Source organism: Megasphaera geminata F0357 (assembly GCF_000239275.1).
GTDB classification, from domain to species: domain Bacteria; phylum Bacillota; class Negativicutes; order Veillonellales; family Megasphaeraceae; genus Megasphaera; species Megasphaera geminata.
In genome coordinates, this window is sequence record NZ_JH417570.1 from 15,701 (window position 1) to 37,456 (window position 21,756).

The following is a 21,756-nucleotide window of genomic DNA, read 5'->3' on the forward strand; positions in this document are numbered from 1 at the left end:
TGAAATATGATTTTTGCCATTGACCCGGGTTCCGTCAAAACGGGCGTTGCCGTATTGACGGAGCAAGGCGAGTTAGTTGAAAAGTGCATTATTCCGACGGAAGAGCTGTTGTCCTGTATACAGGACCGTTACGACAAAGGGCTCTTCCGCCTTATTGTAATGGGGAACGGGACGAATCACCGTCATCTCGGCGAGACTGTCCGGGCATGGATTAAAAACGGACATACTGATGTAATATTTACGTTCGTCAATGAAAAATTTACGACTGTAGAGGGCCGGGCTCTTTATTGGCGGCATACGCCGCGCAAGGGATGGCGGCGTTTTGTACCGGCGGCCTGGCAATATCCGCCTGAACCCGTAGACGATTTCGTTGCTTGGATTATCGGGCTCCGTTACATAAAGGGGAAAGGACAAAAATGATTACGAAATATCTTTTCAGAGCCTTCGGGCTTGCCTTCGGCGCTCTTATTTATACCCTCGGACTGGATGTCTTTCTGACGCCGAACAGCGTTATCGACGGCGGTATTGTGGGTATATCCCTGATGGCGGCAGCCGTTTCGGGCGTCAGCTTTTCTGTTTTTATCGTTGCCTTGAACCTGCCCTTTCTTATCATGGGTTACCGGAAAATCGGAGTTCATTTTACCGTTGCTTCCTTATATTCTATCTTATGGCTTGCCGTCTGGAGCCGTTTCATCCATTTGGAACCGGTCACAAAGGACCCTTTCTTATCAACCATCTTCGGCGGCATCATTATCGGCATCGGCGTAGGACTCATTATTCGCTGGGGCGGCTCTCTTGACGGAACGGAAATGCTCGCCATCATCTGGGACAGGAAGCTGCCTTTTTCCGTCGGTGAAATTATCATGTTTTTCAATCTTTTTATCCTCGGCGTATCAGGCTTCGTTTTCTCCTGGAACAGCGCCATGTATTCCCTTATTGCCTACTTTATCGCCTATAAGGTCATCGATATCGTGTCGAACGGTCTTGACGAGATGAAGGGGGTACTCATCGTTACGTCGAAGGATGAAGAGGTGTCGCGCTGTATCACGCGGGATATGCATCGCGGCGTTACCAGACTCCACGGTGAAGGCGCGTATGCGCGGCAACGGACGTGGGTCCTTTATTGCGTTATTTCCCGTCTGGAAATCGTGCAGCTGCGCGATGCTATCATAGAAATTGACCCGAATGCATTTGTATCCATCTTTGATATACAAGAAGCGCACGGCGGCTTGTTTAAAAAGAGGAAGACGGCGCATTGACCGGTCGGTTCGAGATAAGGGCGGCAATGCATGTATTGTGATTCTACAGTAAGCCTGCAATGTGTGGAACCGCGGCAATTGACAAAACTCTTCATTTTCAGTATAATTTTTATGTGTGCAAACCAGCACTCCCTAACGATAATCTTGGAGGGAGGGATACAGAATGGCAGAAATAAGAGTTGGAAAAAATGAAACGTTGGACAGCGCGCTGCGTCGTTTTAAGCGTTCTTGCCAAAAGGCGGGTGTTCTTTCCGAAGTCCGTAAACGTGAGCATTACGAAAAACCGAGCGTGCGGAGAAAGAAAAAGTCCGAGGCGGCGCGTAAACGTAAATTTAAAGCGTAATCCGAGAAGGTTGATACAGTGTCTTTAAAAGAAGAATTATGGCAGGACATGAAATGCGCAATGAAGAAGAAAGAAGCTGGCAAGACGGAGCTTTCGTTATTCGTTCCGTGCGTTCCGCCGTCAGGAATGCGGAAATCGACGGAAAATGCGAACTTGACGATACCGGCGTAGGTTCGGTTATTGCCAAGGAAATGAAGCAGCGGAAAGAATCGCTGGAAGACTTCGTTAAGGGCGGACGCGCAGATCTTGCCGCACAGGCGAAGGCGGAAATGACGGTTCTTGAAAAGTATATGCCGCGGCAGCTTTCTAAAGAAGAAATTGAAGCCGTTGTCCGTAATGTTGTTGCCGGCATGGCGGCGGAAAACTTGAAGATGGGTGATGTCATGAAAGTGGTTATGCCGCAGGTTCAGGGCAAGGCCGACGGCAAGGTCGTTTCGGCCGCAGTAAGGGAAATTTTACGAAGCGAGCCTTTTCAACGTTGACATATTGACAAACGGACTGATTGATTGTAATGTTTAAGCATGCTTTGAAAAGAAAATTATAACTGAGTCAAAGAGGACTCCACACTCGATACAGGTGCGGAGTCTTTTTTATTATCCAAGGAGGAATATGATGAACAGGGAAGGCTTACTCTATGTAATTCCTGCGGGACAGTATGGCAAAGAAGGCATTTTAGCCCTTTTGGAGCAGCATCGGGAAATTAAATTCGTTTCCCTCGTAGGGGTTGACCTCGCCGGTAACGATACGGACGAAAAAATTCCCATATCTGTCTTTTTTGCCGGCTATGAAAGCTTCTTCGACGGTTCCGCGTTCCAGACTGACGGTTCCTCCGTTGTCCTGCCCGGTATTGCTACGCTGTCGAATGCTCGTGTCGATATTAAAGCGGATCCGAGCGTAAATTGGTTTGTCGACTATAATGACGGTAATCTTGATGAAGAAACGGGCAAGCCTGTCGGTACGCTCCGTATTCCGAGCTTCCTCGAGCATGCGACCGGTTTTATCGATTCCCGCTCCATACTCCGCAATACGACCGACTATGTGGGCGAAGAAATATTGAAACTTGTGAAAAAACACGGTATATCCGGGTTATCTGTAAATTCCGACGATATTGAAAAAATTGTTTTCACAACAGCGACAGAATTGGAATTCTGGGTCAAATCGCCGAGCCAGGACGTGGCGTCGCGTAAACTTTCAGCGTCTCAGAAGCTGCAGGAACAATATTGGCAGCGTACGCACGGTGTTGTCCGTACGGCCTTGGAACAGGCTGTGGAACGCCTTGAAAAATACGGCTTGGAACCGGAAATGGGCCATAAGGAAGTAGGCGGGATTAAGGCGCATATTGACGACTCCGGTAAATTGATTTTTGTTTTGGAACAGCTTGAAGTGGATTGGAAATTTTCGTCCGATCCCGTACAGACGGCGGATAATGAAATTCAGGCGCGTATTATTATCCGTGAAGCTTTTCGTGAAAACGGTTTGGACGTTACATTCCAGGCAAAGCCGATTCACGGTGTGGCCGGCAGCGGCGAACATACGCACATCGGTATAGGTGCCGTTTTGAAAAACGGCGGCTATATCAATCTTTTCAATCCTGACGATATGCAAAAGGAGTTCCTCTCCGCTGTCGGTTACGGTTCCATTATGGGTATACTGAAACACTATGAAGTCATTAATCCCTTCATTTCGGCGACGACGGACTCGCTCAACCGGCTGAAACCCGGTTTTGAGGCGCCCGTGTGCATCGTTGCCGCGCTGGGCGGTGAAACGCCGGATGTGCCGACCCGCAACCGTTCCATCCTGGCCGGACTTATTCGCAATGCCGCCAGTCCGAAGGCGACGCGTATCGAAATGCGTGCGCCCAACCCGTTTACCAACACGTATATTGCCCTGGCACTTTTCTATCTGGCCGCTCTCGACGGCATCCGTTATGCCCTGAACGGCGGCAAAACGACGGCGGAACTTCTGGCGGAGCTTTCCAAGAATGTCGGTGATGATGCGGATTATCTTGAAAAGAACAGAGCTTATCGTTCGGAAGTTGATGTATTTGAAAACTTCACGGAAGAAGAACGCAATGTCATGTTCGGCAAAGCGCCGGCAACGGTCTGGGAAAACTTCAAGGCCTTGACACTCTATCCGGAAAAAATTGACGCTCTCGCCTGCCCGGTTTTCGAACGGCGTGTAATGGAATCATTTAAACAGGGGGCGCTTATGCGTTGGGCCCTGGAACTCCAGTACCGCATCGTGCCGGATAATCTGGAAAGAGTTATCAATGCCAAAGCCCTTCATATCGACGGTGACACCAATCCCTTGGAAATAGAACGCTGGAAAGTTATCAATGCGCTTCGTACCGAATTGGGCCGCGATACGGACAAGAGTCTGTCCGTCTTTACGCAGATCAAGCATGCCCTGGCGGCCAAAGACTATGATAAGGCGTCGGAGCTTCAGGTTCTCATGAGCCGGAAAATGAATGAACTGAACGATTTGTATTATGAATATTCGCACAATGCTTTTTAAATAATTCCCATATCCTTTTAAAGAGCGGGTTCTTTTCGCATAGGAATCCGCTCTTTTGCCCTTTTGGGGAAAGTCAGGGGAAATAGGCACGGAAAAATATTTGACTTTTTGACCAAAAGTGCTGTTTTTGGCTTAAAATCTATTGACAAAGGAAATCAAACATGTTATCTTGTATACAGTTGTTAGCACTCCGCATATCGGAGTGCCAACAAACGGAACCGAGGTGGACGTATGGAACTGAATGAACGAAAACAAAGAATATTGAACGCCGTCATTCAGGATTATATAATGTCTGCCGAGCCCGTAGGGTCACGGACGATAGCACGCAAGTATGATTTGGGCGTCAGTGCCGCAACCATACGGAATGAAATGTTTGATTTGGAATTGATGGGCTATTTAGAACAGCCTCACACATCGGCGGGCCGCACGCCGTCAGCCAAAGGCTATCGTTTCTATGTCGACTGTCTCTTGCAGCCGTCGGAGATAACGAAGGATGACAGACGTCTGATCCGAGCGTGGCTCAATGATAAAATGGATGATGTGGATCAAATCTTCCAATCAACGGCGAAGGTTCTGTCAAAGATGACACATAATGTAACACTTGTCATAGCGTCACGGCAGTTAGGCGCAAAGTTGAAATACATCCGGTTTATGCCGCTTGACGACAGACGGGCTATTATGTTGATCGTCGCCGACACGGGACAGGTTGAAAACAGCATTTACAATAAACCTGTTGATGTGGATGTAGACGAGCTGAATATCCTTGCCGAGAAACTAACTTACTGCCTCGCCGGTACGCCTCTTGAGAAAATCACGACGGATCTCCTTGACAGATTCCGTAATGATGTTGTCGGAGATTTGGATTTGTACCGTACGGCCTTTCGTTCGCTGCATCGGGCTTTTCGGAAACAGCAGCTCTATCAGGGCGGCACAATGGAACTGCTGAATGTTCCCGAATTTCGCAATGTCGATAAGGCCCGCTCCCTTTTCGGTATCCTTGAAGAACGGGAAAAAGTATTCGATTTGTTGAGCAACGACGATGAAGAAGACGAAAATCCCGTTGTTGTCCGTATCGGCGATGAACATTCGCCGGTACCGCTCAATGACTGCAGTATCATTGAAGCAACCTTCAGGGGGAACGATGAAGTTCTCGGAAAAATTGCCGTATTAGGCCCGACGAGAATGGAATATGCCAAGATAATCGGGCTGCTCGATTTTATGAAAGAGCATATGATACAAGTTCTGGCGCACTATCATGATGACAAGTAGGGAGGTAGACAATAGATGAGCGAGAATGAAGAAAAACATGAGGAGCAGGATGAGAAGCAGAATGCATCTGTACTGGATGCTAATGTAAATACGGAAAAACAGGATGAAGATCCTGTCGAAGAAACGGCGACAACGGAAAAAGACGCGGCGGAAACCGAAGAAACGGCCGCTGCCGTAAAAGAAATACAGGACAAGTTCGTGCGTCTTCAGGCGGATTTTGCGAACTTTAAAAAGCGTTCTTCGGCGGAACGCCTGCAAGTGGCCAATGTCATCAGGGGTGAGATGGTCGCCGACATCCTGCCGGTCATCGATAATTTTGAACGGGCGCTGCAAGTGCCGCAGGAGAAACAAAATGACGATGTAAAACCTTTTATCGAAGGCTGTGAAATGATTTATAAACAGCTTGCAGGTGTCCTTGAAAAGACGGGCGTGACAAAGATTGAGGCGCTTGATAACTTTCGACCCGAACTATCATCAGGCCGTTATGCGCGTACCTGCTGAGGGCGTGCCTGACAATACGATAGTAGAAGTCTTGCAGGACGGCTATCTGCTCGGGGACAAAACAATCCGTCCCGCCATGGTAAAAGTTGCATTTAACGGTTAACAGATCGTGTGTATATATTGAGGAGGAATTTAATATGTCTAAAGTAATCGGTATTGATTTGGGTACTACAAACTCGGTCGTCGCAGTTATGGAAGGCGGCGAACCTACAGTAATTACAAATACGGAAGGCTCCCGTTTGACCCCGTCTGTCGTCGGTTTTTCCAAAACAGGGGAACGGCTCGTCGGCGAACTGGCCAAACGTCAGGCTATTTCCAATCCGGAAAATACGGTTTCTTCCATTAAACGTCACATGGGCGAAAACTATACGGTAAAAATTGAAGGCAAGGACTACACACCGCAGGAAATTTCCGCAATGATCCTGCAGAAACTGAAAGAAGATGCTGAATCTTATTTGGGCGAAAAAGTAACGCAGGCGGTTATTACCGTGCCGGCATACTTCTCCGACAGCCAGCGTCAGGCCACCAAGGATGCAGGTAAGATTGCCGGCCTTGACGTCCTCCGCATAATCAATGAACCGACAGCGGCGGCTCTTGCATACGGCCTCGATAAGGGCGGCGACGGGAAAATCCTCGTATTCGACCTGGGCGGCGGTACGTTCGATGTATCTATTCTTGAACTGGGCGACGGCGTATTTGAAGTAAAAGCGACAAACGGCAATACCCATTTGGGCGGCGACGACTTTGACAACGCCGTTATGAATTGGATGGTTTCCGAATTCAAAGGGCAGTCCGGTATTGACCTTTCTCAGGATAAATTGGCCGAACAACGGTTGAAAGATGCTGCCGAAAAAGCAAAGATTGAATTGTCCACCGTCCTGTCGACCAATATTAACCTGCCGTTCATCACGGCGGACGCAACGGGGCCGAAACATCTGGATCTTACGCTTACGCGCGCTAAATTCAATGAATTGACGGCAAACCTCGTACAGGATACGATGGAACCGACCCGCCAGGCGATTAAAGATTCGGGCCTTTCTATTGACGAAATCGACAAGATTATCCTCGTCGGCGGTTCCAGCCGCATTCCGGCGGTACAGGAAGCTATTAAACATATTCTCGGCAAAGAACCGGACAAGGGCATCAACCCGGATGAATGCGTCGCTATAGGCGCGGCTATTCAGGCAGGCGTTCTCGTCGGCGACGTCAAGGACGTGTTGCTCCTCGACGTGACTCCCTTGTCTCTCGGCATCGAAACAATGGGCGGTGTCTTCACGAAGATTATCGAAAGAAATACAACCATTCCGACGGAAGGCAAACAGATTTTCTCGACAGCCGTTGACAACCAGCCTTCCGTTGATGTACACGTCCTTCAGGGTGAACGTGAAATGGCTGCGGATAATAAGACTCTCGGCCGTTTCGAATTGACCGGCATTCCTGCGGCTCCCCGCGGCGTACCCCGCATTGAAGTCGCTTTCAACATTGATGCCAACGGGATTGTAAATGTTTCCGCAAAAGATCTCGGTACGGGCAAGGAACAGCAAATCACTATCACTTCTTCGTCAGGACTCGATCAGAGCGAAATTGACCGCATGGTAAAAGAAGCGGCGGCTCACGAGGCGGAAGATAAAAAACGCAAAGAAGCTATTGAAGCTAAAAATAACGCCGATTCTCTCGTGTATCAGGCTGAAAAGACGCTGAAAGAGGTAGGCGATAAAGCGGACCAGGCAAAGGTGTCCGAAGTAAAGGATAAGATTGCCGCTTTGAAAGAAGCTATGAAGGGCGATGATATCGAACAGATCAAGAGCGCGTCCGAAGCATTGACAAAACCTCTCTATGAATTGAGCGGCGATATGTATAAACAGGCTGAAGCTCAGCAGCAGGCAGCGCAGCAGTCCGCCGGTCAGGAACAGACAGGCGGTAATGCGGACCAAGCTGATGACAATGTTGTTGACGCCGATTATAAGGTAGTGGATGACGACCAGAAATAAGATGTAAGAAAAGGAGCTGCCTAGAATGAGTAAAAAAGATTATTATGAAGTGCTCGGCGTATCGAAAGATGCGAGCGAGGCCGATATAAAAAAGGCGTTCCGTAAGCTTGCCGTTAAGTATCACCCCGACAAAAACCGGGATAACCCGGAAGAAGCGGAAAAGAAATTTAAGGAAATCAATGAAGCGTACGGCATTTTGTCGGACAAAACGAAACGCGCACAGTATGACAGGTTCGGTCCCGATGCTTTTCAGGGCGGCGGTGCCGGCGGGTTCGACGGCTTCAGTCAGAGCGGCTTCGGCGGTTTCGGGCAGGACTTCAGCGGTTTCGGCGATATCTTCGATTCTTTCTTCGGCGGCGGTCGCAGCAGACAGCAAAACGGTCCTCAGCGCGGTGCGGACTTGCGCTATGATATCGACATCTCCTTTAGACAAGCTGTTTTCGGGACGGAAATGGAAATTACCGTCCCGAAGGAAGATACCTGTGACCATTGTCACGGCAACGGTGCCGAACCGGGCAGTAACATAGGCACCTGCCCCGATTGTCACGGTACGGGCCAGCAGCGGGTCGTGCAGAACACGCCTTTCGGACAGATGGTCAATGTGCGGACATGTACGCGTTGCGGCGGTTCGGGTAAGATTATCGAAAAGAAATGTAAAAAATGTCATAGCGCAGGCAATGTCAAAGTACGCAAAAAAATCCAAATCAGAGTTCCGGCCGGTGTTGATGACGGCGCTCGCCTGCGCGTGGCCGGTGAAGGTGAACCGGGCAGTCACGGCGGCGGTCACGGTGATTTATATGTTTATATTTTCGTGCGTAAGGATGACCGTTTTGTTCGTCGCGGCAACGATATCATTTCCCAGCAGACAATCAGTTTTACTCAAGCCGCATTAGGGTCCACAATCCGTGTTGAAACGATGGACGGTAAGATTGATTTGAAGATTCCCGCCGGCACGCAGACGGGGACGCTTTTCCGCATCAAAGGCAAGGGCGTTCCTTATCTCGGCTCGAAGGACAGGCGAGGCGATCATCATGTACAGGTCAATATTGCGGTACCGAGGCGTCTGAATAACAGGCAGAAAGAATTACTCAGAGAATTCGGTATTGCCGGTGGTGAGGATTGGATTACGGAAGACGACGAAAAGGCGGATAAAAAGGAAAAAAAAACTAAAAAAGAAGGATTTTGGGACAAATTGACAAAGTTTATTCGTGAGAAATTTATCGGATACAGTCGATTTGCAGCTGGAATATAAGTATATGGCTGCGGGCGTTATACATGTCCGCAGCTTTTTCGGTTGAGGGGAATAAAGCTTATGAAATGGAGAGAAGCGGGATTGATCGTCCCGGCCGCGTCCGTCGATATTGTCAGTCTGCTGCTGTGGGAATGCGGTACGAACGGTTCTATAATTCATGATGATAAAACGAGGGACGGTCTTGTCTCTTTGACCGTCCATATACCCGATGAGGGCGCGGATACGGTTATCGCCCGTATGAAGGCGTGCCTTGACGCCTTGTGGGCGGACAATCCCGCTTGGCAGGCATACACTTTTGTACAGGGGCGGGCTGAAGAGGATACATGGCTTTATGCGTGGCAGCAGTATTTTTGTGCCGAGAAAATATCGGAACGTTTTTGGGTCGTACCGGTATGGGAAAAAACGGATCCTCCCGACGCGGCGGAAGTACTCCGTATTGAACCCGGAGTGACTTTCGGCAGTGGGTTTCACGATACGACGCGTATGTGCGTCCGTTATCTGGAAAAGTTTGTCCGGCCCGGTCAAATCGTATATGATATAGGTACAGGCACGGGAATCCTTGCCGTTACGGCTGCAAAATGCGGCGCGGCCGCAGTAAGGGCTGTCGACTTTGATCCTGCGGCTGTAAAACAGGCCGCTGTTAATGCGAAGTTGAACGGTGTCGACGAAATTCTGGATATTTCACGGAGTGATCTGCTGAATGACCTGGGCGATGCTGTTCCCCGGGCGGATTTGATTGTCGGCAATTTGGTGACCGACCTTATTTTGCGCCTTTTACCGGAACTTCCGTCATACTTGAAAGAAAACGGTATTTTTATCGGCAGCGGCATTATTGACGAACGGATTGATGAAGTCCGTCAGGTCGTGCGGAAACGCGGTTTTACACAGATTGCCGAGGATTTGGAAAACGGCTGGTATACCGTCGTTTTGAGGAAAACGTAATGAGAAAACTGTTTACATCTTTCCCTATAGGCGGAGAATTTCATCTGACAGCCGACGACACGCATCATCTTATGCGTGTCCTGCGGGCTGCCACAGGTGATGAGGTCATCGTAACGGACAGCAGGGGCGCCTCCTTTCACTGTAAAATAAACGGCATGGACGGGAAAGAGGCTGTCCTTCTGCCTGTTGCACGGGTGGAAGAAACTGACACGGCAGGCCCCGAACTCATTTTAGCGGCTGCCGTTCTGAAAAACGATAAGTTCGACTGGCTCGTTCAAAAGGCGACGGAACTTGGTGTAAACCGCATTATTCCTATACAAATGAAATACTGTGTAGTAAAATTAAATGAAAAACGCCGCCTTGAAAGATGTAAAAGATGGCAAAAAATAGCTTTAGAAGCGGCAAAACAATGCGGTCGTACGGACGTGCCGCCTGTTGATGACGTACATTCTCTTGCTGAGCTTGTCCGTGATTACGGAGATCGTTTTATCGTCGTCCCTTATGAATTGGAAACGGTGCCGGCGCAGGCCGCGGCAGTTGCGGCGAGCAGGGCGGATACGGTCGTCTGTATCGGGCCGGAAGGCGGTTTTGCGAGGGAAGAAATAGAGTTTCTCAAAACCTGTGAGCGGTGTATGACCGTTTCTCTGGGCAGGCGTATTTTGCGTGCCGAGACGGCGGCACTTACGGCAGCTGCCGTTATTATGTATGAAAGAGGTTTTAAGTGATGCCGACTATCGCTTTTACGACGCTCGGTTGCCGGGTAAATCAATATGACACGGACAGTATGCGCGGCCTTTTCTTCGCCGACGGTTTTACGGAGACCGATTTTAACGGCCGTGCCGATGTATATGTTATCAATACGTGTTCCGTTACACATATGGGCGAAAAGAAATCCCGCCAGATTATCAGGCGGGCAAAAAAGAATAATGCCGACGGTCTTGTTATCGTGACGGGATGCTATGCCCAACTCAGTCCGGACGCGCTGGCGGCCATTCCCGACGTCGACGCCGTTATCGGTACAAATGAACGAAAAAATATTGTGCCCGTCGTCAACCGTCTTTTGTCTGAACGTACGAATGTGGCCGTACAGGCCGTGCATGATGTTATGGGCAGAGACGCCTTTGAAGAAATCCCTCTCTACCCGTCAGCGGTTGAACATACGCGCGCCGATTTGAAGATCCAGGAAGGGTGCAATAACTTTTGCAGCTACTGCATCATTCCGTATACGCGGGGAAGCCTTAAATCACGTCGCCCCGATGCGGTTATAGCCGAAGCCGGACGTCTTGCCGAAGCCGGGTTTAAAGAAATCGTTCTCACGGGGATCCATCTCGGGGCCTACGGACTTGATTTGCCTGAGCGGCCCACATTGGCGCTTATCCTCAAACGCCTTATTGAAGAAACGGATATTGAACGCATACGGATGGGCTCCGTCGAGTCTGCGGAGATTGATGATGCTCTGATTGATGTTATCAATTCGTCGTCCCGTATTTGCCCTCATCTACATCTGCCTATACAGTCGGGGGCCGATGAAATTTTACAATCCATGCGGCGTCGTTACACAAAAGATGAGTATATTTCTCTGATTGAACGATTGACCGGACGGATTCAAGGCCTCACCGTGTCGACCGACCTGATTGTAGGCTTTCCCGGTGAGACGGATATGCTCTTTGCGGAGACCATGGACACATTAAACCGCTTGCGGTTTTCCCATATCCATGCCTTTCCCTATTCGCCTCGGCAGGGGACACCCGCCGCCGCGATGGCAGGTCAAGTGCCGAATAATGTGAAGAAGCGGCGTGTCGATACGGTCAACGCTCTTTCAGAACGGCAGAAAAAAGCGCTTCTCGACAGTTTGATCGGAGCGGAGGTACAGGTTTTATTGGAAGAAATAAAGGACAATGCGGGGGAAGGCTTTTCAGAACAATATGAACGGGTCCGCGTGGCAGTACCGGCCGGATGTGAGAGAGGCCGTATTATAGATGTCCTGTTGACAGGCAGAGACGGCACTGTCCTTACAGGAAGAGTAAAGGAGGCATTTTAAATGGAAGATTGTATTTTCTGTAAAATTACGAAGGGTGAAATCCCGAGCAGAAAAGTATATGAAGACGATAATTTTTATGCTTTTGAAGATATCGCCCCCGTGACACCCGTACATGTTCTCGTCGTTCCGAAAAAACATGTACGGAGTATTGCGGCGCTTACGGAAGCCGATACGGAGGTGGCCGGCAAAATGCTCACGGCTATTCAGAAAACGGCAGAAAAGATAGGTCTTGCTGAAGACGGCTATCGTGTTGTTTTCAATACCGGTGAAAAAGCCGGTCAAACCGTGCACCACCTGCATGCGCATATTCTGGGCGGCAAGGAAATGGCCTGGCCGGGAGTGTAAATGGAAAAGAAAGATAAGAAGACGCTCCTGCCCGTGAATACGGCGAAGACTGTTCGTACTATAGCCGTTATTGCTTTATTGGCTGTCATCGTGTTTTTGGCCGTAAAAGGGATATAATAAAAGTTTCAAGCAGCGGCAATACCGTTTCGGTATTGCCGCTTTTTCTTTAATGAAATTTTAATGGACGCTTTAATCGTTATTTCAGAAAAGCACTGTATAGTAAGTATTGGAGGAGGAATGACGATGACGGATGATAAGGCGTTCGGCACAACGGGGGAACGGGAAGCCGCTGTTTATCTGCAAGAAAAAGGATATACTCTTTGTTGTCTCAATTACAGGGCAGCGACCGGTGAAATAGATATTATTGCCGAAGACGGCAGGACTGTCGTTTTTGTAGAAGTGAAAGCACGCCGGTCGTTGGATTACGGCTTGCCTGCCGAAGCGGTGGTACCGATAAAACGGCAAAAGATAATACAAACGGCTCAGTTCTACTTAAACAGATATAACCGGTGGGACAGGCCCTGCCGCTTTGACGTCATCGAAATATTCAAGCCCCCGGGAAGATCTTCTTTATTCAGACATATTACGCATGCGTTTTCAGTGGAGTAAGCAGTATGTTTGCACGGATTTTCGGAGCGGCCGTGTTAGGCCTGCACGGCCGTTTAATTACAGTTGAAGCGGATATTGCCAACGGCTTGCCTGCCTTCGATATTGTCGGTATGGCGACAGTAGCGGTTAAGGAATCGAAGGAACGGGTACGGGCTGCCGTGAAAAACAGCGGCTTTGAATTCCCGATGCGGCGGATTACGGTTAATCTCGCACCGGCGGATATGAAAAAGGAAGGCGCCGGCCTGGATTTACCTATAGCCGTAGCGCTTATGGTTTCGAGCGGGCAGATTAAGCCGGAAGCTTGCGAGAGCTGCCTCTTTATGGGTGAGTTGTCTTTGGACGGGCGCGTGCGTCAGACTGCCGGCGTGTTGTCAATGGTTCTTGCCGCGGCGGAAAGCGGTTTTAAGAAAGTATTCGTCAGTCCTGAAAATACAGGGGAAGCTTTGCTGTGCGGAAGTATCGATGTATATGCTGTAGCGACTTTTTCAGATCTGGTGGAACATTTACAGGGGCTTGCACCGCTTACGGCAGCTAAACCCGGGAAAAATAACGAAACTTTACCGCATTATGATGTCGATTTCAGTGAGGTCCAGGGGCAGTTCATTGCCAAGCGAGCCCTGGAAATTGCCGCTGCAGGCGGTCATAACCTGCTTATGGTAGGTCCGCCGGGTGCCGGTAAGTCCATGCTGGCTAAGCGTATACCGACGATATTGCCGCCCATGAATTTGAAAGAATCGTTGGAAGTGACCAAGATATATAGTGTAGCCGGCCTCTTTCATCGTGAAAACCGGCTTATGGAACGGCCTTTCCGCAGTCCGCACCATACTGTATCCGCTGCCGGTCTTATCGGCGGCGGTTCCGTTCCCAAACCGGGAGAAGTCACGCTTAGTCATAACGGCGTTCTTTTTCTTGATGAATTGCCCGAATTTTCCAGGTCCGTTCTGGAGGTCCTGCGTCAGCCTTTAGAGGACGGGAAAGTAAATCTCGTCCGTGTCAATGCCGCCTTGTCGTATCCGGCCGGGTTCATGCTCATTGCGGCTATGAATCCCTGTCCTTGCGGTTATCTGCATGATAAAGACCATATCTGCGCCTGCACATCCGGTGAAATCAGGCGGTACGTACGGAAGATTTCCGGTCCTCTTTTGGATCGTATCGATCTTCATATTACCGTAGAGCGCCCGAAATATGAAGAACTCACGTCAGCCGTTAAACAGGAAAGTTCCGCCGTTATACGGGAACGTGTCCTGTCGGCCTGCAAACGGCAGGAAAAGCGTCTGGAACCTTACCGTATCTATAGAAACGGTAATATGGGTCATCAAGAGATCCGCGAAACCTGCCGCATTACGCCGGACGGCAAACGGCTTTTAGAAGAAGTGTTCAGGAAATTAAAATTGAGCCCCCGCGGGTATGATCGTCTTATTAAGGTAGCCAGGACGGTTGCCGATTTGGACGGCGCCGAAGATATAGGAGAGCGCCATATTGCTGAAACCGTCAGTTATCGTAATACTTTACAAAGGATGTGAGAGCGTGGGCACGGATGATGCCGGCAAAAAGTATACACAGGAACAGCTCTGTTTTATTGCCTTGGCCGCTCTGCCTAAGGTCGGCCCGGCCATGTTGCGTAAGCTTATCAAACGGTTCGGCTCGGCGACGGATATTTGGACCGGTGATATCGGTCATTCCGATTTGAAGAAAAGTGCTGTCGACTTACTTCTGCACTGGCGGAAACACTTTGATTTTGATGAACTCCTGGCCAAATTGAGCCGTTTTCACGCGGTGGCCGTAACATGGCATGATCCCGATTATCCGATCCTGCTGAAAGAAATAAAAAATCCGCCGCCCGTACTTTACTGCTGCGGCAGACTGCCGTCAACGGCGCGTTCTGTCGCTATTGTGGGCGCACGCAAGGGCAGTGTTTACGGCCGCAATGCGGCGCGTCTCCTCGCCCGGGATACGGTGCGGTTCGGTGCCGCCGTCGTCAGCGGCGGCGCTCGCGGCATAGATACGCAAGCTCATTTAGGAGCTCTTGAGGGCAAAGGGAAAACAATTGTCGTTACCGGTTCGGGACTGGATATATCCTATCCGCCTGAAAACGAAACTCTCTTTGCTGAAATTGCGGCTCAAGGCGGCGCCGTATGCAGTGAATTTCCCTTTGGAACGGCACCCTTGCCGGGAAATTTTCCCGCGCGTAATCGTATTATTGCCGGCATGGCTCTATGCACTGCCGTTGTTGAAGCGGATGTGCGCAGCGGTTCTCTCATTACGGCGGATCTTGCCCTTGACGAGGGACGGGATGTCTTTGCCGTACCCGGGACCATATTTTCCAACCTCTCCAAAGGAACGAATAACCTTCTTCGTAACGGTGCGTTGCCGCTCTTGTCGGCGGAAGATATAGCCCGTGAATACGGCTGGCTTAATGAAGAAGCCTGTACGGTGCCGGAGGAGATACAATTACAGCTGTCGGCAGAAGAGCGGCTTCTGTGGGAACTGCTCAAAGACGATGAGATGTTGTCGGCAGAAGAATTAACAGGTGTGTCGGGACTTAGCGCGGACCGGTTGTCAACCGTTCTTGCCGTACTTGAACTGAAAGGACTTTTATATGCCCGCGGGGGAATGTACTCACGTCTTGCAAGGTCTTATATGAATAAATCATAGAAACGATATAGTTTATCGTTTAATCTAAGGAGAAATTAAAAAAATAAGAAAAACGCATTGACAAGACCGTCGGATTTTCGGATAATAAGTTCAATCTTTCCTGAAAAAGATAAACCGCAAAGTGAAATGCGTTTTAAATATAGGTGCTGCCGGCAACAGTTACGGCGGCCCTATATTTTTATCTCTCTTTTTCAGAAAGAAATTTATACATATAAGGTGATTCAGTATGGAAAATGTAGACGGTCAAGCACGTACCGCGCAAAAGATGACTCAGTTCAGATGGAAAGTAGCGCTCTTTATTTTTCTCCTTAGTTTTATAGCATATATGGATCGTGTCAATCTGTCCGTCGCAACACCTGTCATTATGCAGGAATTCGGCTTTAATAAAGTTGATATGGGTTTTATTCAGACCTGTTTTTTTGCGGGTTATGCGCTGATGCAGGTACCCGGCGGCATTATTGCCGAAAAATTCGGCCTTCGGAAGACCGGTACGGTTGCCATGTTCTGGTGGTCTTTCTTCACGGCCCTGACCGCGACGGCAACGACAAAACTCGACTTTGCGGCCGTCCGCTTCGCTTTCGGGATCGGTGAAGGGCCCGTATTTCCCGCATTGGGGCAGACCGCGTTTAAATGGTTCAACAGTAACGAAAAAGGGAAGGCCAGTTCGGCCATCCTTGCAGGCGTATTCTTCGGCCCCGTTGTCGGTCCCGCCGTAACCGTAGGTTTGATCACGGTTTTCGGTTGGCATGAAGTATTTCTTATTTTCGGCGGTGCGGGAATTCTTTTATCCTTTATCTGGCATCGCTGCCTGACGGATGATCCGGCGGACAACAAGCACGTCAATGCCGCTGAAACGGCCTATATCAATTTGGGACGCAACGAAGCGTCATACGAAAAGAAAGTCGCTCCCTGGCACCGGTTAATATGTAATCCCCGTTTCTGGGCAGTCGGCATCCAGTTTATGGTCGTCGACTATATTATGTATGTATTTCTCGCCTGGTTGCCTCTCTATTTGACGGAAGCGCACGGGCTTTCTTTAAAATCAATGGGATTCTGGGCATCCCTGCCGTGGCTTGCGCTGACCGCAACGGTTCTCTTGGCGGGCTGGTTCTCCGATAAACTTGCCATGGGTGTCAATAAACAAAGACAGTATACCATGCGTACTGTATCGGCCGTTATCGGTATCGTCGTGACGTCTGTCGGCCTCATTATGGCGGCGAATACATCATCTGTGGGCATGAACATTTTCTGGATGACCGTTTCTCTCGGGTTCCTCGGCTTCTGCATGAGCGCCAGCTGGTCTTCCGTTATTTCTCTCGGCGGCAGGTACACGGGATCCGTTTCCGGGTGGATCAATCTCTGGGGGAATATAGGCGGCATTTTGGCGCCGATCGGGACGGCTTTTCTTGTAGAAGCGTACGGCTGGGACAGCGCTTTCATAACTACCGCGCTTTTCGGTATCGTCGTAATCGTTTGCTGGCTTTTCGTCAAACCCGGTAAAGCCCTTATCGAGGAAGAGGCTATTCGGGAATAGCCTTTCACGATGAGTTGGACGAAGTATCTTTTACCCGTTTTGACACTGTTTATGAAAATAGTATAAAATAGCGATAGAAAATACTGAAAAGAAGGTACACTTATGAAATCAAAATGGATTGCCTGCCTTATGGCGGCTATGTTGATTGTAACGGCTCCGGCAGCGGCTAAAAATAAAGGCACACAAACGATCCTCGATAATTGGGGCAGTGTGACGGTGCCGCAGAATATTTATATGGAAGCGGGAACGCAACCGACGCTTGCCGCTCAGGAAGCGGATAACGATATGGCGGCGTATATTGCCGAAGTGTTGCCGGCCAATACACCGCGAACCTACCAAATCGTCAAGATGGATCAAGGTGTGTTTCAGTATGCTTATATGCTGCATTATACGCTGTCGGCGGCAGACGTACGGAGCCTTGTCGGTACAGACGGTATGTCCGTAACCGCTGCCAATGACGCATTGCGGCAGCGGTTGCCCCGCGGCTTTTATTTGGTTGATGCTCTTACGGAACATAAGAGCAACGGAACGGTCTTTTATACGGGCGCAGTGGAGCGTAATCTCTTTATCAACGGGAACGGGTTTATCGAACGGATGTATATTCTTGCCTGGCAGCACGGTACGTACACGGAAGCGGCGCTCATTATAGGCCGCAATGAAGGCAGTGACGATCTTTTACCGGACGTGTTGAACATGCTGATGCAGGCAAAAGTGTCGAAACGATAGAGCTTTCCCGGCACCCACATATGTCAGGAGGAAATGCGAATGATTCGATTTGAATGTGATTACTTGGAAGGCGCGGCGCCGCAGATCCTGGAGGCCATCGCGCAGGCAAATTATGAGCAAAATCCCGGTTACGGCTGTGATCCTCATACCGAGCGGGCATGTGAACTGATCCGGGAGGCTTGCAAAACGAAGGATATTGCCGTCTGTTTTGTTGTCGGCGGCACGCAGGCCAATCTCACCGTTATCGGGGCGGCCCTGAAAAATTATCAGGGTGTCATTGCGCCTGTTACGTCTCATATTAATACTCATGAAGCAGGCGCTATTGAATTGACGGGACACAAGGTTATTTCCGTGTCTTCTCCCGACGGCAAAATCAGACCGGAGCAGGTTGAGAAACGATGCAAGGCCTATACGGCCGATGCGCACCGGACCCATTTGGTACAGCCCGGTATGGTTTATATTTCTCAAACGACGGAAGTAGGGACCCTCTATACGAAGGCGGAAGTAAAAGCACTTCACGACGTATGTAAGAAATACGGCCTTCTTCTTTTCCTTGACGGCGCTCGTCTCGGATATGCCGTGGAATCACCAGGCAACGATTTAAAACTGGAAGACTTGCCGCACCTTTGCGATGTCTTTACTATCGGCGGAACAAAGCAGGGCGCCCTGTTCGGGGAAGCTGCGGTCATTGTCGATGAAGAACTGAAACGCGAGTTTCCGTACCATATTAAACAACGCGGCGCCCTGCTTGCCAAGGGATGGCTTTTGGGAATTCAATATGAGACGCTCTTTACGGACAATCTGTATTTCCGTTTGGCCAGACATGCGGCCGATTTAGCCGTAAAAATGCACAAGGGATTTAAAGAGGCGGGCTTTGATTTTCTTCATAACCACGAGACGAATCAGCAACTGCCTATTTTCACGCAGACACAGTTTGACAGACTGAAGGAAAAGGGTTTTTATTTTGACCATTTTGCAGATATGAAAGACGGCCGCATTGTAACGCGTTTTTGTACGTCATGGGCTACCGATCCCGCCAATGTAGATAAACTTTTAGAAGCGATAAAAGATTTATAGGCTGTAAGCAAGAAGCACTCTCTTTGGGATCACCTTAGAGAGTGCTTTTTAATTTTTCTTTTAACAATTCAGTTCAGCATCGAACATAAAGAGATACAGTATTAATAATCGAGTCGTCGTGAAATTCGGATGTAATATATATCCGCCTGTTCACTGCCGGGAGAGAATACTTTGAAGAAATTGCAGTGTCATAAAAAATTATCATACATGAAACGGAACTATATCAGTATGGCAGCTCCTTCATTTTTACGTAGTTAATATGTTATAATGACTATATAGACTTTATAACGTATGTGCAAGGTGGAGGTGATAGGTTATGTTGACGGAACGTATTCAAATGGCGAAAGATAATTACGTAAACAGTAAACCCCATATTTCGTATGAACGGGCGAGAATTTGGACGGAAGCGTATAAAAAGACTGAGGGAGAACCGGTGATTATACGAAGAGCCAAGGCTTTCGGCGCCGTTTGTGAACAGTTGGCGGTTACTATCTTTCCCGGAGAGTTAATTGTCGGTGCCGTCGGTGAGTTTCGCAAGTGCGGTATTCTGACACCCGAATTTTCTTGGACATGGGTAGATGCGGAAATGGACAGTTTTTCTGAACGCGTACAGGATCCTTACGAAATGACCGATGAACAGCGGCAATTTGTGCGTAATCATATATTCCCCTATTGGCGGGGAAAATCCCTTGAAGAGGCATATTTGGCGCAGCTGCCGAAAGAAATCGCAAAAGTTGCCGTTGATACGGGTATTATTGATATTGATTCAAAATGGCGGCAATCTGTCGGTGAAATTACGCCGGACTATGAAGACGGATTATTTCCTAAAGGATTACGCGGCATTATTGAAGAGTGCAGGGCGAAAAAAAGTAAGTTAAACCTTTCATATCCGGGGGATCGGGAAAAAAGAGAGTTTTATGATTCGGTTATTTTAGTAAGCAAGGGATTGATTACACTGGCCCGCCGTTATGCCGACAAAGCCGAATTGACGGCAGAAACTGAAAAGGACAAAGAGCGTAAGCGTGAGTTGATGGATATTGCTCGCATTTGCCGGCGTGTTCCCGAATTTTCTCCCGCATCATTTTTCAGGAAGCTTTACAGATGATCTGGTTCTATCAACTGGGCGGAATCTTGATGGAAAATCCCCTTTCTTTAAATCCCGGTCGGTTTGATCAGTATATGTACCCGTATTATCAATATGACGTTCGGCATAAGCTTCACAGTAATGAAGAAATTTTGGAGCTTATTGAATGTTACTGGTTGAAATTATCTGAATGGGTCTGGACTATTTCAGCTAATACAGCCGATTTTTTTGCCGGCTATAACCAGTTTCAGAATCTTACTGTCGGAGGTTGTGATCGGGACGGTAAAGATGTTACGAATGAACTCAGTTATTTAGCGTTGAGAGCAACTTCGGAGTTAAAGACACACCAGCCGGGGCTTTCTGTTCGAATATCCAGAGACAGTCCGCGTGAGTTTATCGATGCTGTTATGGAGTTGGTCGCACAGGGAACGGGATTTCCGGCTATTCACAGTGATAGAACCGGATATCGCATGTTGAAAAATTTAGGATATGAAACGGAAGATGCGCGCGATTGGAATAATTGCGGTTGTGTTGTGCCGCACTTCCGTAAGACTTTTGAATGGACCAGTACCGTTAACGTCAACTTCAGCGGTGCTCTGGAATATGCTACCAACGGTGGAAAAAGCCGCCTTACGGGCAAACAGATGGGCCTTGCTTTAAACAGATCCCGTAAGTTTAAGACATATGAAGAACTGGAAGCCGCGTTTTTCAAACAGTTTGATAATTTAATTGAAATTTCCGTTGCAGGCACGCTCGTTGCTCAGAAATTACAGAAGGAAATGATTCCGCGCCCCCTGTTTTCCGCTTTGTTCGGGGAATGCCTTGAGTCGGGACGGGATCTGGTGGAGGGCGGGGCCAAATATAATATTGGGCCGGTGCTTACGGGTATCGGACTGGCGGAAACGGCGAACAGCCTTGCTGCAATTAAACAACTCGTTTACGTTGATAAAGTTTGCACTGTAGATGAATTGTTAACGGCTCTTGATCATAACTGGGAAGGATATGAAAAGCTGCGGGTCTTGGCTGTCGGAGCGCCTAAGTACGGCAATGATAATGATTTCGTAGATGATATTGCCCGTAAGATAGCTAATCATTTCAACGAAAAGGCAAGTACGTATACTGATATTTACGGGAGCCGATTTGTCAGCGCTTTTATGGGTATTTCCAACTTTATCCCGACCGGTCGTGTCATTGGAGCCACCGCCAGCGGCAGAAAAGCGGGAACTCCAATTTCGGAGGGGGTTTCACCGGTCGCGGGAACGGATATATCTACGCCGTTGGCAGTTATGAAATCGGCGGCAAAAATGAATCAGGATATTCATTCCGGCGGTACGTTGCTGAATATCAGACTGGGGCATGAGCTTGTTAATACGAAACGAGGACGCAGCAGCCTTGCTGCCGCCGTCCTGGCGTTTTTTGATCTGGGCGCCTTCCATGTCCAATTCAATACGCTGTCTACGGAAACATTGCTTGATGCGCAGGCCCATCCGGAAAATTACAAAGATTTACTGGTCCGTGTCGCCGGCTACAGCACTCAGTTCGTACACTTGTCGAAAACACTGCAGGACTCGATTATACGCAGGAGCGTACATAATGCCTTCTAAAGGGAAGGTG

At 48.9% G+C, this 21,756-nt stretch carries 22 protein-coding genes; all 22 read left to right on the plus strand.

Features of this window, described 5'->3' with window-relative positions; translation table 11 throughout:
• Positions 1–6: 6 nt before the first annotated feature.
• Positions 7–420, plus strand: coding sequence for a RuvC family protein (locus tag HMPREF0080_RS01690; protein ID WP_006789396.1), 414 nt, complete (start codon positions 7–9; stop codon positions 418–420).
• Complete coding sequence (locus tag HMPREF0080_RS01695; RefSeq protein WP_006789397.1) at positions 417–1,259, plus strand: YitT family protein; 843 nt, start codon at positions 417–419, stop codon at positions 1,257–1,259. The genes HMPREF0080_RS01690 and HMPREF0080_RS01695 overlap by 4 nt, the downstream gene beginning before the upstream one ends.
• A 163-nt stretch (positions 1,260–1,422) precedes the next feature.
• Positions 1,423–1,602, plus strand: coding sequence for a 30S ribosomal protein S21 (gene rpsU / locus HMPREF0080_RS01700; protein WP_006789398.1), 180 nt, complete (start codon positions 1,423–1,425; stop codon positions 1,600–1,602).
• A 38-nt stretch (positions 1,603–1,640) separates the two neighbouring features.
• Positions 1,641–2,084, plus strand: coding sequence for a GatB/YqeY domain-containing protein (locus HMPREF0080_RS01705; RefSeq protein WP_006789399.1), 444 nt, complete (start codon positions 1,641–1,643; stop codon positions 2,082–2,084).
• 130 nt (positions 2,085–2,214) lie between these two features.
• Positions 2,215–4,116 carry a type I glutamate--ammonia ligase gene (locus tag HMPREF0080_RS01710; protein WP_040346822.1) on the plus strand — a complete coding sequence of 634 codons (1,902 nt, stop codon included), beginning with the start codon at positions 2,215–2,217 and terminating at the stop codon, positions 4,114–4,116.
• Positions 4,117–4,347: 231 nt separating this feature from the next.
• Positions 4,348–5,385, plus strand: coding sequence for a heat-inducible transcriptional repressor HrcA (gene hrcA / locus HMPREF0080_RS01715; RefSeq protein ID WP_006789401.1), 1,038 nt, complete (start codon positions 4,348–4,350; stop codon positions 5,383–5,385).
• A 15-nt stretch (positions 5,386–5,400) separates the two neighbouring features.
• Positions 5,401–5,886 carry a nucleotide exchange factor GrpE gene (locus HMPREF0080_RS01720; protein ID WP_006789402.1) on the plus strand — a complete coding sequence of 162 codons (486 nt, stop codon included), beginning with the start codon at positions 5,401–5,403 and terminating at the stop codon, positions 5,884–5,886.
• Positions 5,870–5,989: a nucleotide exchange factor GrpE gene (locus HMPREF0080_RS11205; protein WP_006789403.1), complete on the plus strand. Its 120-nt coding sequence runs from the start codon at positions 5,870–5,872 to the stop codon at positions 5,987–5,989. The genes HMPREF0080_RS01720 and HMPREF0080_RS11205 overlap by 17 nt, the downstream gene beginning before the upstream one ends.
• Before the next feature lie 34 nt (positions 5,990–6,023).
• Entirely contained in the window at positions 6,024–7,877 is a 1,854-nt protein-coding gene (gene dnaK, locus HMPREF0080_RS01725; protein ID WP_006789404.1) for a molecular chaperone DnaK, read from the plus strand.
• Between the two features lie 25 nt (positions 7,878–7,902).
• Entirely contained in the window at positions 7,903–9,129 is a 1,227-nt protein-coding gene (dnaJ, locus tag HMPREF0080_RS01730; RefSeq protein WP_006789405.1) for a molecular chaperone DnaJ, read from the plus strand.
• A gap of 60 nt (positions 9,130–9,189) precedes the next feature.
• Positions 9,190–10,071, plus strand: coding sequence for a 50S ribosomal protein L11 methyltransferase (locus HMPREF0080_RS01735; protein ID WP_006789406.1), 882 nt, complete (start codon positions 9,190–9,192; stop codon positions 10,069–10,071).
• Complete coding sequence (locus HMPREF0080_RS01740) at positions 10,071–10,796, plus strand: RsmE family RNA methyltransferase (RefSeq protein WP_006789407.1); 726 nt, start codon at positions 10,071–10,073, stop codon at positions 10,794–10,796. Before HMPREF0080_RS01735 ends, HMPREF0080_RS01740 begins: the two co-directional genes overlap by 1 nt.
• Positions 10,796–12,112: a tRNA (N(6)-L-threonylcarbamoyladenosine(37)-C(2))-methylthiotransferase MtaB gene (gene mtaB, locus HMPREF0080_RS01745; RefSeq protein ID WP_006789408.1), complete on the plus strand. Its 1,317-nt coding sequence runs from the start codon at positions 10,796–10,798 to the stop codon at positions 12,110–12,112. Before HMPREF0080_RS01740 ends, mtaB begins: the two co-directional genes overlap by 1 nt.
• The gene (locus HMPREF0080_RS01750) at positions 12,113–12,457 is read left to right on the plus strand and encodes a histidine triad nucleotide-binding protein (protein WP_006789409.1); all 345 of its coding nucleotides are present in this window, start codon (positions 12,113–12,115) and stop codon (positions 12,455–12,457) included. It abuts the gene before it with no gap.
• 243 nt (positions 12,458–12,700) lie between these two features.
• On the plus strand, positions 12,701–13,066 hold the full coding sequence (locus HMPREF0080_RS01755; protein WP_040346829.1) for a YraN family protein: 366 nt from the start codon (positions 12,701–12,703) through the stop codon (positions 13,064–13,066).
• 5 nt (positions 13,067–13,071) lie between these two features.
• Entirely contained in the window at positions 13,072–14,589 is a 1,518-nt protein-coding gene (locus tag HMPREF0080_RS01760; RefSeq protein ID WP_006789411.1) for a YifB family Mg chelatase-like AAA ATPase, read from the plus strand.
• 4 nt (positions 14,590–14,593) lie between these two features.
• Entirely contained in the window at positions 14,594–15,721 is a 1,128-nt protein-coding gene (gene dprA, locus HMPREF0080_RS01765) for a DNA-processing protein DprA (protein ID WP_006789412.1), read from the plus strand.
• A gap of 226 nt (positions 15,722–15,947) precedes the next feature.
• The gene (locus tag HMPREF0080_RS01770) at positions 15,948–17,255 is read left to right on the plus strand and encodes an MFS transporter (protein ID WP_006789413.1); all 1,308 of its coding nucleotides are present in this window, start codon (positions 15,948–15,950) and stop codon (positions 17,253–17,255) included.
• A 102-nt stretch (positions 17,256–17,357) separates the two neighbouring features.
• Positions 17,358–17,981 carry a hypothetical protein gene (locus tag HMPREF0080_RS01775; RefSeq protein ID WP_006789414.1) on the plus strand — a complete coding sequence of 208 codons (624 nt, stop codon included), beginning with the start codon at positions 17,358–17,360 and terminating at the stop codon, positions 17,979–17,981.
• A 39-nt stretch (positions 17,982–18,020) separates the two neighbouring features.
• Positions 18,021–19,058, plus strand: a complete 1,038-nt coding sequence (locus tag HMPREF0080_RS01780) for a threonine aldolase family protein (protein ID WP_006789415.1) — start codon at positions 18,021–18,023, stop codon at positions 19,056–19,058.
• Positions 19,059–19,374: 316 nt separating this feature from the next.
• Positions 19,375–20,163 carry a pyruvate formate lyase family protein gene (locus HMPREF0080_RS11210; protein ID WP_006789417.1) on the plus strand — a complete coding sequence of 263 codons (789 nt, stop codon included), beginning with the start codon at positions 19,375–19,377 and terminating at the stop codon, positions 20,161–20,163.
• Positions 20,160–21,746 carry a pyruvate formate lyase family protein gene (locus tag HMPREF0080_RS11215; protein ID WP_006789418.1) on the plus strand — a complete coding sequence of 529 codons (1,587 nt, stop codon included), beginning with the start codon at positions 20,160–20,162 and terminating at the stop codon, positions 21,744–21,746. The genes HMPREF0080_RS11210 and HMPREF0080_RS11215 overlap by 4 nt, the downstream gene beginning before the upstream one ends.
• Positions 21,747–21,756: the final 10 nt, after the last annotated feature.